Origin of the sequence: Synergistes jonesii, from assembly GCF_000712295.1 — a bacterium.
Classification (GTDB): Bacteria; Synergistota; Synergistia; order Synergistales; family Synergistaceae; genus Synergistes; species Synergistes jonesii.
This window is the reverse complement of sequence record NZ_JMKI01000027.1, coordinates 19,971-32,593: the sequence shown is the minus strand read 5'-3', so window position 1 is coordinate 32,593 and position 12,623 is coordinate 19,971. Positions and strand designations below refer to the sequence as shown.

The following is a 12,623-nucleotide window of genomic DNA, read 5'->3' as shown; positions in this document are numbered from 1 at the left end:
ACTCTAGATTATCAGTTTCAACTGTGATGCAAAGGTTGAGCCTCTGCTTTTACAGCCGACTTGATTATCAGCCTGCGTGCGCTTCACGCCCAGTAATTCCGGACAACGCTTGCCACCTACGTATTACCGCGGCTGCTGGCACGTAGTTTGCCGTGGCTTTCTCTTGCGGTACCGTCACTCGCTTCTTCCCGCAAAACAGGGCTTTACATCCCGAAGGATTTCTTCACCCACGCGGCGTCGCTGGGTCAGGGTTTCCCCCATTGCCCAATATTCCCCACTGCTGCCTCCCGTAGGAGTCTGGACCGTCTCTCAGTTCCAATGTGGCCGGTCAACCTCTCAGTCCGGCTATCCGTCTTCGCCTTGGAGGGCCTTTACCCCTCCAACTAGCTGATGGAACGCGAGTCTCTCTGTTACCGGATCGCTCCTTTTACCTCTCGGCTTATGGGGTATTAGCTGACGTTTCCATCCGTTGTCCCCCTGTAACTGACAAGTCCTCACGCGTTACTCACCCGTCCGCCACTAAAATCATGTCTAAGCAAGCTTCTACATGATCCCCGTTCGACTTGCATGTGTTAGGCGCGCCGCCAGCGTTCGTCCTGAGCCAGGATCAAACTCTCCGTTTGATGCTGACGCGCTGCTCGACTGGTCTCCCTCTCCCGGCTTGACCGGGCACAGGGCTCCTTTTCTCTCAGGCCCGCTACCTTAGCGCTACCGCCTCTCGGCTTTCTGCTCTAAGGACGCTTCTACTTTGCTTTCCTTATCCCTTTGTCATGGTGCCTGCGCTATTTTTGAGGGCGGCGCCCTCTTTGACAGCGCATTGATAAGTATAGCATACAAAAACCCTACGTCAATAAACACTAAAAATCACTAAAACTGTCTAAAAGCAATCTATTTGTTTTCTTTTCAAAACGAAAAGCTTATTCTCAATTTTATTGTTGGGGTGTTAGTTGACATTTAAAAACGCGACGCTCTTTTATCGAAAAAGGACGCCGCGTTTTTAATTTTTTATTTTCTGATTAGATTTTTCAGCTCGCGCTACTCGGCGTTTTCGCTAGAATCTTTGGCGTCGTCGGTATCTTCCGATATGTCGAGCTTTAGGACGCCCTCTTCAAGGAGCGCTTCGACGCTGTCGTCGAGCGGATTTTCTTCCGGCTCTTCTTCTTTCGGCGCGTCGATGAGGCCGAGCCCCGCCGCGACTTTGTCGAGGACTTCTTTCCTTATTTCTTCCATCAGTTCCGGATGCTCTCCGATATACGCGGCCGTCGTCTCTTTGCCCTGCGCCAACGTCTCACCGTGGTACGCGAGCCACGAGCCTCTGCGCTTCACGACGTTGTGGTCGATGGCCATGTCGAGGACGGCTATCGCCTTCGGCACACCCTTGCCGTAGATCAGCGTCGTGTGGGCTGTGCGGAAGGGCGGCGCGAGTTTGTTTTTCACTACTCTGATGTAGAGCTCGTGTCCTATCGTGGTTTCGCCCTGCGTAACGGCTTTGCCACGCTTTACTTCGATTCTGACGGAGCTGTAGAATTTCAGCGCGCGGCCTCCGGTCGTGGTTTCTGTCGGGCCGCTGCTGTAGCCGGTGCTTATCGTCGAACGCAGTTGGTTGATGAATATGACCGTCGTCTTGCTTTTCGCTATCGACGCGGTTAGGCGGCGCAGAGCGTAGCTCATCAGGCGCGCGTGGAGGCCGACCTGGTTGCCTTCGCCCATTTTTCCGTCTATCTCCGCCTGAGGGGTCAGCGCGGCGACCGAATCTATGACAATGACGTCGAGCGCGCCGCTGCGCACGAGCGTGTCCACGATGTAGAGCGCCTGCTCGCCGCTGTCCGGCTGCGAAAGGTAAAGGTTCGCCGTGTCTACTCCGAGCGTCGCGGCGAGGCGCGGGTCGAGCGCGTGCTCCGCGTCTATGAAGGCCGCTATGCCGCCGGCTTTCTGCGCTTCGGCGAGTATGTGCAGCGCTATAGTGGTTTTGCCGCCGCCCTCCGGGCCGAATATCTCGACGACCCGCCCGCGCGGGACTCCACCGATGCCGAGGGCCACGTCGAGCGGCAGTATCCCGGTCGGTATGAATTCGACGGCCTTCTGCACCTCGTCGCCGAGGCGCATTATGGAGCCGTCGCCGAATTTTCCTTTTATCTCGTTGATGGCCTGGGTCAGCACGTCTTCTTTCGTCACAGCCGCGGAACCTGAACTTTTCTTTGCCATGTTTCTGCCTCCGTCCTCTGCATTTTTTATTTTATGTTTACATACAGTATTATATCAGTTATTTTTGCAGTGAAAAGAGCTCAAGCGGCGTATAGACAGGGCCGTCCCGCGTCAGTTCGCTCTTCATCATTATTATTTCTTCAACGCTCCACTCCGGAAGCTCGATCTTATCTTTTTGAAGCGACGCGACGATATTTTCCGCAAGCGCGCCCGTCTCTTTTCTACGCCCAAGCGTTATATGAGGCGAGAATTTTTTTTCTTTCGCGACGCCGCAGCGGTGCGCGTACTCTTCCACGGCACGGTGCAGTTTTCCCAGTTTCTCGATGTCTCCGTTTATCCCGCTCCATATCACGCGTGGCGACGAAAGTTTCGGGAAGCCGCCGACGCCGGATAGGGAGAGGGAGAATTTCCCGCCGAGTTTTTCTTTTCTCAGCAGCCCGCATATCGCCGAGAGTGTTTCCGGCTCTATCTCGCCGCAGAATTTCAGCGTTATGTGGAGGGTTTTTGCCGATACCCACCTTATGCTGCGGCAGTCCGCTCGGCGCGCGTCAAGCCACGCACCGAGCGCCTCTGTGTGCGTCTGCGGCAGCTTCACGCAGATGAAGGCGCGCGTGAGCTCCACGGGGCGGCCGGAGGTCATTTTACTCCGCTTTCGCCGCACGCCTTCAGCAGATGCGAAAGCGCGCGCTCCACGCTCTGGCGGCGCACGTCGCGGCGTCCGCCGCCGAAATGGCAGACGAAGGCCTCCGTCCCCGCCGCGGAAGCGCAACCGAACCACACCGTTCCGACGGGCTTCGCGGTCGAGCCGCCGCCGGGGCCCGCTATACCGGTCACGGAAAGGGCGATGTCCGAGCCGAATATCCTGCGCGAACCCTCGGCCATTTCGCGCGCGCACTTTTCGCTGACCGCGCCGTGCTCCGCAAGCGTCTCAGGACATACGCCGAGGATGTTTTCTTTCGCTTCGTTGACGTATGTCACGGCCGAGCCGCTGAATATGTCCGACGCGCCGGCTATCTCCGTGACGGCGGCGGCGATCATGCCGCCCGTGCACGACTCGGCGAGCGAAAGGGAGATGACGCGCGAACGGAAGGCCTCTATGACTTCCACGGCGAGAGCTTTGATTCTATCCGTCATCTTCCGACCATCCCCAGTATCACGGTCAGGCCACCGGCGAAGAAGAGCCAGTGCAGCGCGCGGATAAGCAGGTTGACTATCACGCCGCCGACGCAGTCGTCGGCCACGATCCCGACGCCGCCTGGCAGCTTTTCGAACAATTTGATCGGGAAGGGCTTGGTGATGTCGATTAGACGGAAAAGGAAGAGCGCCACTACCGCGTAGGAGAGGTCGAACCCCCACGACGATATCCAGACGCCGACGACTTCGTCGATTACTACTTCCCCCGGATCCGCACGCTCCGCGGCCTTTTCGTACCTGTCTGCCGCGGCGCAGCCGACGACGGCGGCGGCCGCTATCGCCCATACGGGCAGCCCGCCGGCCGCGAGCCATATGGCCGTGCCGGCGATCGAGCCGAGCGTGCCCGGCATCTTTGAAAAGCGCCCTAGCGTCCCGAGCGTCGCGACCATTCCGTACCATGTTTTCATTTCATCGGTGAGTATCATATTATTTCTTCTCCCATCATATCGTGCGGCATAACGCCGGTCACGCGCACCGCGATTACGTCGCCCTCCTTCAGGCCGTCCCTTATGTCGCGTATTTCTATCGTTCCGTCCACCTCCGGCGCTTCGCGGTACGAACGCCCCTCGGCGTAATTTTCTTCTTTGTCTATTTTTTCGACGAGCACCTTCAATTCGCGCCCTTCAAAGCGATTCTGGCGGCCGAGCGATATCTCCTCCTGCAGGCCCATAAGCTCGCCGAGGCGTTTTTTCTTCGTGCGCTCCGACAGCTGCGCCGGCAGCTCGGCGGCGGGCGTGCCCTCTTCGGCGAAGAAGGAGAAGGCTCCCATCCTGTCGAACTGCACTTCTCTTATAAAATTCATTAAATTATCAAAGTGCTTTTTCTTTTCCCCGGGAAAGCCTACCATGCAGGTCGTCCTCAGCGCGAAGTCGGGATTTATTGTGCGCGCCGCGGCGAAGATGGAGCGCAACGCGTCCGGCTCTATGCCGCGGTTCATCGTCGCGAGCATCTCAGGGTCGCCGTGCTGCACCGGTATGTCGAGGTAGGGCAGTATCTGCGTGCCGCCCGCGACGCGCTCTATCAGCTTTTCGTTCACGCGCGACGGGTGCAGGTAGAGCAGCCTTATCCACAGATCCCGCGGCAGGGAGCTTTCCAGAGCGTCGAGCAGCTCTATAAGACGAGGCCTGCCGTCAAAATCCGTTCCGTAGACGGTCAGGTCCTGCCCGACGACGCAGAGCTCGCGCGCGCCCTCCCCGACAAGCTGGCAGGCTTCGCGGACGACGACGTCTATAGGCAGGGAGCGCAGCGGTCCGCGTATAAAAGGAATCGCGCAGTAGGAGCATCTGTTGTCGCAGCCTTCGCTTATCTTCAGATAGCGCGAGAAGCGGGAAGAGGACGGCAGGAAACCTCGCCTGCGAAGGTCGGGGAGCGGCGTTTTCAGCGCTTCGAGCACCTTGCCCCACTCTTCGCAGCGCGCCCAGAAATCGACGGAGGGCACCTCTTTTCGCAGGTCGTCTCCGTATCTGTTCACCAGGCAGCCGACGACGCCTATCATCTTTAACTTTTTATTTTTTTTCAGCTCCTCGAGGTCGAGAATCACGGAGACGCTCTCCTCGACCGCGGGGCGTATGAAGCCGCAGGTGTTGACGAGCGCGCAGTCAGCCTCTTCGACCAACGGCACGACGGTATGCCCAGCCGCGTCGAGCGCGCCGGCGAGGCATTCGCTGTCGACTCTGTTCTTCGCGCAGCCGAGCGTCAAACAGAATATTTTCATTTATAAAGGGTCTTCACATCATCGCAGACGGGTCTGTTGAGCAGATAGAGCGAGAGCCCGTCGTCCGTGAGCCCGGCCGAGATGCCGAGCGCAAGGCGTATGCGGGCTTTGTAGGGGTTCAGCCTGCCTCCCGACATGACGCCCATTTCCGTCAGCTTGTCGAAGGAGCCCTCGAAATCGTTCGTCTTATGGACGTGCGAGAGAAGACAGCGAGAGGTGATGACGACGGGGATGCGGCGGCGCAGGATGTTGCGCACGGTCGGCACCCACGACGGCGGGACGTTTCCCGCGCCGAAGCCGGCCAAGACGAGCCCGCCGAGATCCCTGCTCGAGGCAAGCGAAGAAATGAGTATGTCGCCGCCGCCGAGGCACGCAAGCATTATTTCGACGTTCGGCAGTTCCTCCGGCCGGCGCGCGAGAAAAGAGGGGCGCTTCGCTTCGCAGAAAAATTTTATTTCGCCGTTCAACATCTTGCCGACGGAGCCTCTGTCAGGCGACTGGAAGGCGTTGTCGGGGGAGCCCGGGTCGGCGAGCGTCACGTCGTCCGCCGCGAAGAGTTCCCCGCTCGAACAGAGAAGGACGCCCCTGCCCCTCGCGTCGTCTGAGAGCGCGGCTAGCACCGAGCAGTGAAGGTTCATCAGCCCCTCCTTCACGCCCGCGCGTCCCTGCACCATGAGATTTGCGAATATCACCGGCGCTTCATGCTGCCACAGAAGATTTACGAGATAAGCCATCTCCTCCATGACCCCGCTTCCCGACACGACGATTATCCCCGCGTATCCTTCGTCGGCGAGGGATTCGAACATCCCCTCCATCGCGAGCGTCATCGACATCGAATAGTGAGAGCTTGGCTGAGTGCTCCATTCTTTGATTTCGCAGCGGGCCGCGAGCTCTTCGGGCAGATAGCCGAGCAGAAGCCCCGGGTCCGCGTTGTCCTCGTCGGAAAAAAAGTTGCCTGCAATAACAAGCGCTAATTTTGTCTGCGGAAGCAAATCCATTCCTCCATCCGTTACCCATCATGCAAACGCTTATCTTCCATGTTGCATTTTAGCGCAAAGCCGCATATGTTTCAAATTACCGCTCTCAAATGCCGCAGATGCCGCAATTTGAATAAGACCCTATGGACTTTTACGGCCGTTGAGTATATCTTCTTAATGTTAAATTCTCGTGGGAGGAGTTTCGCTTTTGGACTCGGCAGCATACATCATCGCTCACGCGGCGGAAATATTCTCGACGCTCGTACAGTGGCTCGTCGGCGTCATAGGCCGTATGGGCTACGCGGGAATCGCGGGGCTCATGTTCCTTGAATCCTCTTTCTTCCCTTTCCCGAGCGAGGTCGTCGTGCCTCCGGCCGGCTATCTCGCGTGGAAGGGCGAAATGAATCTCTTCCTCGTAATAGCGAGCGGCATCGCCGGAAGCGTCTTGGGGGGGCTATTCAACTATTGGGTAGCCGTCCGCTGGGGGCGTCCGCTGTTTGAGAAATACGGAAAATACTTCTTCGTCACAGAAGAATCGCTGAAAAAAGCCGAAAAATTTTTCGCGCGCCACGGGCACATCAGCACCTTCACGGGACGTCTGCTGCCAGTGATACGCCAGTACATATCTCTGCCGGCGGGACTCGCGAGGATGCCCCTGCCGCAGTTCACCTTCTACACCGCTCTCGGCTCCGGCGTCTGGGTCGTTATACTGGCCCTCGTCGGATACTTCTTCGGCAGCAGCGGCGAGCTGATACACAGCGAAATGAAAAAAGCGAGTATGTCTCTGATCGTGGGGTGCACCGCGCTGATAGCGGTTTACGTAGTAATATATAAAAGGAGGCAGAGAAAAAAATAAAATGCCGTGGGGAAATATATTTGAAACGATAATGCTTTTATGCTTTGCGGCGGCCTGGCCGGCGTCGATACACAAATCCTGGGTCAGCCGCACAAGGAAGGGCAAAAGCCTCGCCTTCATGCTGATCATCCTCGCCGGCTACCTGGCCGGCATAACAAAGGTCCTGATCAGCGGGACGGCGGCCTATATGCTGATACCCTACTCGGTGAACATGACGCTCGTCGCCTGCGACGTAGTCCTCTATTACAGGAACTACAGGATCGACGAGGGGCTGCCGGACATATTCGGCTGAGCCGGACGCCGCCGAAGCGGGCGATTCGCGGGGAGCGGCGGCGATCCTTACGGATGACGACTTTTTCTTCCTCGAACTGAAGGGCGCGCTCGCTATATTCGAACAGGCGGGCGCGCGAAGGCCGTCTCCCGACGCGTCTCTTTGGACAAGGCAACGACAGCGAAAACAGCCGCGGATGGACGGCGTTTGCCCCAGTTTCGTTTAGCAGCTTTTCATTCCAGCGCCTTTCCAACGCTTTCTAACACATTCTAACCAGAGTGTTGAAAAGGCGCTGAAATGGTCAGAAAGAGGGCGTTTTTTCGGAAATCCGCCGCGGCGCGCCGCATAGTGGTATACTTTTGTGAATTGGCCGAAATGCGGCCGGCCGAGATAATTTTTTATTTGGATCGAAAGAAGGTATTGCAAGTGGCTGTATGCTATTACGATGGAAAATACGCCCCGATGGAGGAATGCTCTCTGCCGTTGACGGACCTGGCGATCCAGCGCGGAGTGGGGGCCTTTGAATCTATAAGGATATACGACGGTACGCCCTTCGCAATGACCATGCACCTTGACAGACTGGCGGGGAGCGTGGCGGGCGCTGGGATAGAGGCGGCGGGTATAATCGGGAAGCTCCCCGGCGTCATCCGCGGATGGCTCGCGCAGGAGGAAAACAGAGGTTTCGACGGCCTCGCTAAACCCTATATAACCGGCGGGGACGTCAACAACAGGGGAGTTTTCCCGAATCCGCGCTTCTTCGTGATTTTCGAGGACTCTCACGGCCCCACGCCCGAGGAGAGGGAGAAGGGCGTCGTCCTCGTGCCGAACCACACCGCGCGTCCCTTCCCCCTCATCAAGAGCACGAACTATCTTTTCGGCTTCATCCCGCTCGGCAAGGCCGAAGACGCTAAGTTCGAATCGCTCTACATCACGCCGGAGGGCGAAGTTACTGAGTCGATGAGCAGCAACTTCTTCATCTGCAAGGAGGGAAAGATCGTCACGGCCCCGGTGGGCAAGGTCCTGAAGGGAGTAACGCGCGACATCATCCTGACTCTCGCCGCGGAGAACGGCTTCAAGGTCGAAGAGCGCTGCCCGCGCGAAAGCGAGCTCGCCGAAGCCGACGAGGCGTTCATCACCGGCAGCGTGAAGGAAGTACTTCCCGTCGTACGCATCGGAGCGGTAAAGATAGGAAACGGACGCCCCGGCCCCGTCGCGCAGGCCCTGCGCCATCTCTTCGTGAAGAATAAAGGGCGCTGGATGGATAAATAGCGATATTATAACTACGTCAACTATACAAGAGTAAGGATAAGGCGTATCCGAAACTCATGACAGTATATTCTAAAGGCCTAGGAGAACGCGCTGTAAAATACATGCTTGACGGAAGTAAATCACACGGATTTGTTCGCGGCTGACGCCGCTCACGAAAAAAAAGTGCGAAGGGCGTTGCTCTTGAGCAAATCCGCGTGACAAAAACATAAAAAATAAACGAGGCGCTCATTTCCGTCCTACGTTATCGCATACAAGTTGAATGACTATATAAAATTTTAAACGGCAGTGGGCCGCAGAGGCGATTTCTCGCCGCAGCGCGCCCCTTTTTATTTTTAGGCGGCTCGCCCGCAATTCGCAGGGGAGCGCCGCCCGCCGAGCCCTTCGGCGAAGCCTCTCTTCGTCAGGCGCTTTTTACGCGCCGCTGGCGTTTTGCACAACGAAGCGGCGACGCGCCGCGTTCAGCTTGTGCCCTCCGATAATGACAATTTGCGGGATTTTATTTAGGATAGCGGCAAAAATAAAATATCATCGCGGGACGGTGGCGGCAATGTGCGAAGATTCGCGGAAGAGGCTGACTATAGGCATCGACGTCGGAGGGACGAACACGGACGGGGTCCTCTACGATACGAGGAAACGCGAAATAGCGGCTTTCACAAAGGCGCCGACGAACCATTTGGACTATAAAAGCTCCATCGAAGCGGTGATCGGGAAATTCATACGCAGCGCATCTCCGCGGGAGATAATTTCTCTGAACATCTCGACCACCCTTGCGACAAACGCGATACTCGAAGGCAAGGGCTCGCCGGTCGCCCTCGTCCTCATAGGCTACGACGACTTCCCGCATATAAAAAATGAAATCCTTTCCGTCGCCTCGCCTTCGGCCTTCATTTCCGTGAGCGGCGGGCACACCTCCTGGGGCGAGGAGCGCACCCCGCTCGACAGAAACGCCGTCGCAAGATTCGCGAAGGAGCATGCGGGAGAATTTTTCGCGGTATCCTCTCTTTACTCGCCGCGCAACCCGGCGCACGAGGTCGAAGCCGCCGCGATCATCAGCAGGGCGGGCTGCGCCGGAATCACCTGCGGGCACGAAATGGCGCGCTCGAAGCTCAACTCCGTCAAGCGTACGCTATCGGCATATCTGAACTCTTCTCTGATAGACCTCACGCTCAGGCTTATCGGCGGCGTGGAGCTCTGTGCCGCCTCGCACGGGCTCAGCTGTCCGGTGATGTTCGTGCGCAGCGACAGCTCGCTCGTATGCGGCAGCTGGTGCTCGCGCTTCCCTCTCGAAACGCTCTTTTCCGGTCCGGCGGCTGGCATGAGGGGCGCGATGCTGCTCGCCGGAGTTAAAGAGGGAGACGCGCTGATCGCCGACATGGGAGGCACCTCCACCGACATAGGCGAGGTACGCGGCGGGAAAGCGCTGTTCTCGGAGGGCGGCGCCGAGATAGGCGCGTACAGAACTATGATACCGTCGCTCGAGATCCGCTCGGTCGCGCTCGGAGGAGACAGCAGAGTCTGCGTGACGAAGGAAGGCGCGCTCGAAATAGGCCCCGAAAGGGTCGTCCCCTGCTGCCGCGCGGCGGCCGGCGAAGATTGCGCCTACACCCCGACCGACGCGTTGGCGGCGCTCGGCGCGGCGGGCCTCGGCGGCAGCGAGAAAAGCCTTTCCGCGTCTGTCGGGCTGGGAAAGCGCATAGGTCTCTCCGGCGCCGATTTCGCACGCGCGGTCCGCCGCGAGGTCTCAAAAAGGCTGTCGGACGAATTCGCGCGGCTCGGAACGGCAAGGCGCGTATGCGTCGGCGCTCCGGCGCCGGCCTACGCTAAAGCCGCAGGCTGCACGGTGCCTGAGCTTGCCGAAATAGCGAGCGCGGTCGGAGCGGCGTCGAGCTCTCTATCTCTTTCGTGCAGCGTTTCGCTGCAGCACAGCTTCTTCGACGGCGAATTCTACGCCTTCCTCCCCGAAGGGCAGATAAAGGGCGAGGTATTCGAAGACGTTTTGGCCCGCTCGCGCGCCGCGCTCGCCGCGTATCTGACGAAGAGCGCCGCGCAGATGGGCTTCGAAGGCGTTTCCGTCGAGATAAGCGAGGAGTACGAGTGCATCGGAAGGGAGAAAGTCCCTCGGCGCCTCGCTTCGGCGAGGCTCGGCGGGCGCGCGTTTATGCATAACGCACAATAATATGTTTAATAATTTATTTAAATTCTTCAAAGAATTCGTTTGATTGTATATTTTGCACATATTCAAATCCGCGAACGTTCAAGTTTTTTCAAAAATTTACAGTGACCGCCGTAATCTTTTAGGATAGAGTTTTATCGTAAAGGACGAAAGGTAATATTAGGGGGCATCGTTATGATAACGGCGCTGAAAGAACGGATTTCAGAAATACTTAAAGAAGCGCAGCTTCCCAAAGCCGCCGCTGTTCTGGAGGAATCGCGCAGGATAGCCTCCGAGGTCACGATAGGCCGCACAAAATTCATGGAAAAATTCGACGTCTCGTCGGAGCTGGAATATAAGCGCCGCTGCATAAAAGAGGGGCGCATCATGTATCACGCGCATATAGGCATGAACACGTGGAAGGAGACCGAGGCGGCGCTCGGCGGGCTCTACGACTACGCCGAAGCGAACGGCTTCAGGGTCGACCGCGCCGGCATCTGCCTCGACCGCAGGATGTCCCTGCCGCCGGAGATGAGAAAATCTGCGCCGCAGGAGAGCGGGCCGTACCTCGAAACGGAAGAGGACTGGCGCGGCGTGGGGCGGGCGGCCCCCATACAGCCTCATATGGGCGACTTCATAATCGGCTTCCCAGCGTCGACGACTAACGCGGTCGCCGCACTGCGCGCCGGGGTAACGACGGTCGGCAACCTCTCGCAGTTCTTCGCGCACGAGGCGCCGATGTGGAAGCGCGCAGACATCACAACGATAGAGACCGTCAAAGCCATCGGCATAATGGGCGTACTGCGCGACAGGGGGACGCTGATGCACTCTTACCTCGACGACGGCTTCGGCGCGCTCTTCCTCGACTGCGCGACAGGCGCGGCGTGGGCTTATCTCGAAAAATATATCGTCGAAGAGCTGCTCGGCGCGAAGCTCGCGCACTGCGTCGGGGGCCTTGTGTCGGATCCGATCAAGCGCACCGGCTGGGTCTTCGCGCTCGACGAGATACACGGGCACGACTGCGTCGGCTCGATGTTCTACGGCGACACGATCTCGGCAAGCACGGAACCGGAGGAGAACCGCAAGCTGGCGACGGAATACCTGCTCTGGGACATCATGGCGCAAATCGAATGCCCGACGGGACACGGGCTGATGCCAGTGCCTTTCACCGAGGCGCTGCGCGCGCCGTCGCTCGACGAGATATGCGAAATTCAGCAGTGGGCCCACGACATGGAAAAGATCGCGCGCCGAATGCATCCGCACTTCGATTTCACCGCCAGCAAAAACTTCGCGAGGTCCGTCTGCACAAAGGGAAAGAGGATATACGCCAACGCGCTCGCCTTCTTCGCCGACTGCGGCGTGGACACGAGGGACGCGGTACAGATGCTTTACGTCCTGAAAAAGATCGGCCCGCGCGCCTTCGAAGAGGAGCTCAACCCCGGCGCGGGACGCAAAACGACGGAGGACGCGCCAATTCCCAACGACATATTCACGAGGACGCTCGAACAGGTGGAGCTATGGCGTCCGAGCTACGAGAGCGCGGAGACGCGCGCAAAGCTCTCCGGGATAAAGGTCCTCGCCGCCTCGACTGACGTGCATGAGCACGGCCTGCTTTTGATAAGCCGCCTCCTCGGCGCGGCCGGCGCGGACGTCGTGAACATCGGCGCCGAACGCAACCCCGACGAGGTCGTATCTGAAGCCGCAAAGTGCGGCGCGGAGATGATCTTCGTAAGCACGCACAACGGAATGGCCCTCGAATATTCGAGAAACCTCCTTGACGAGATGGAGGAGGAGGACTACAAGGTCCCGGTCTGCATGGGCGGCGTGCTCAACCAGAACACCGAAGAGGGCACGACGCCGGTAGACGTCAGCGACAGGCTCGAAGAGATGGGCATCGCGGTGGTATCAGACCTGTCGCGTCTTCCTACAAGGGCGGCCGAGGCAAGAAAAGAAAGCAGATAATTTTTGCAACGCCATAAATAAAA

11 protein-coding genes and 1 rRNA gene are annotated in these 12,623 nt (G+C 58.2%); 5 read left to right on the top strand and 7 right to left on the bottom strand.

Annotation, left to right across the window (positions count from 1 at the left end):
* From EH55_RS06240 to EH55_RS06210, 7 genes are all read right to left on the bottom strand, one after another.
* Positions 1 to 623, bottom strand: a 16S ribosomal RNA gene (locus tag EH55_RS06240); the annotation flags it as partial.
* A 412-nt stretch (positions 624 to 1,035) separates the two neighbouring features.
* Complete coding sequence (gene recA, locus EH55_RS06235) at positions 1,036 to 2,205, bottom strand: recombinase RecA (protein ID WP_037975818.1); 1,170 nt, start codon at positions 2,203 to 2,205, stop codon at positions 1,036 to 1,038.
* Positions 2,206 to 2,263: 58 nt separating this feature from the next.
* Positions 2,264 to 2,845: an RNA 2',3'-cyclic phosphodiesterase gene (gene thpR, locus EH55_RS06230; protein WP_037975817.1), complete on the bottom strand. Its 582-nt coding sequence runs from the start codon at positions 2,843 to 2,845 to the stop codon at positions 2,264 to 2,266.
* Positions 2,842 to 3,339: a CinA family protein gene (locus tag EH55_RS06225; RefSeq protein ID WP_037975814.1), complete on the bottom strand. Its 498-nt coding sequence runs from the start codon at positions 3,337 to 3,339 to the stop codon at positions 2,842 to 2,844. Before EH55_RS06225 ends, thpR begins: the two co-directional genes overlap by 4 nt.
* Positions 3,336 to 3,824, bottom strand: a complete 489-nt coding sequence (locus tag EH55_RS06220) for a phosphatidylglycerophosphatase A family protein (RefSeq protein ID WP_037975813.1) — start codon at positions 3,822 to 3,824, stop codon at positions 3,336 to 3,338. Before EH55_RS06220 ends, EH55_RS06225 begins: the two co-directional genes overlap by 4 nt.
* Complete coding sequence (rimO, locus tag EH55_RS06215) at positions 3,821 to 5,113, bottom strand: 30S ribosomal protein S12 methylthiotransferase RimO (protein WP_037975811.1); 1,293 nt, start codon at positions 5,111 to 5,113, stop codon at positions 3,821 to 3,823. Before rimO ends, EH55_RS06220 begins: the two co-directional genes overlap by 4 nt.
* Positions 5,110 to 6,105 (bottom strand): asparaginase domain-containing protein, encoded by a 996-nt coding sequence (locus EH55_RS06210; RefSeq protein WP_051682701.1) that lies wholly within the window; start codon positions 6,103 to 6,105, stop codon positions 5,110 to 5,112. The genes rimO and EH55_RS06210 overlap by 4 nt, the downstream gene beginning before the upstream one ends.
* A gap of 277 nt (positions 6,106 to 6,382) precedes the next feature.
* Here EH55_RS06210 and EH55_RS06205 point away from each other — a divergent pair, with 277 nt between their 5' ends.
* From EH55_RS06205 to EH55_RS06185, 5 genes are all read left to right on the top strand, one after another.
* The gene (locus EH55_RS06205; protein WP_051682702.1) at positions 6,383 to 6,946 is read left to right on the top strand and encodes a DedA family protein; all 564 of its coding nucleotides are present in this window, start codon (positions 6,383 to 6,385) and stop codon (positions 6,944 to 6,946) included.
* 1 nt (position 6,947) lies between these two features.
* The gene (locus tag EH55_RS06200) at positions 6,948 to 7,238 is read left to right on the top strand and encodes a hypothetical protein (protein ID WP_037975808.1); all 291 of its coding nucleotides are present in this window, start codon (positions 6,948 to 6,950) and stop codon (positions 7,236 to 7,238) included.
* A 405-nt stretch (positions 7,239 to 7,643) separates the two neighbouring features.
* Positions 7,644 to 8,486, top strand: a complete 843-nt coding sequence (locus tag EH55_RS06195) for an aminotransferase class IV (protein ID WP_037975835.1) — start codon at positions 7,644 to 7,646, stop codon at positions 8,484 to 8,486.
* A 547-nt stretch (positions 8,487 to 9,033) separates the two neighbouring features.
* Positions 9,034 to 10,662, top strand: a complete 1,629-nt coding sequence (locus EH55_RS13450; RefSeq protein WP_051682700.1) for a hydantoinase/oxoprolinase family protein — start codon at positions 9,034 to 9,036, stop codon at positions 10,660 to 10,662.
* A gap of 171 nt (positions 10,663 to 10,833) precedes the next feature.
* Positions 10,834 to 12,600 carry a cobalamin-dependent protein gene (locus EH55_RS06185; protein WP_037975805.1) on the top strand — a complete coding sequence of 589 codons (1,767 nt, stop codon included), beginning with the start codon at positions 10,834 to 10,836 and terminating at the stop codon, positions 12,598 to 12,600.
* The last annotated feature ends 23 nt before the right edge of the window (positions 12,601 to 12,623 follow it).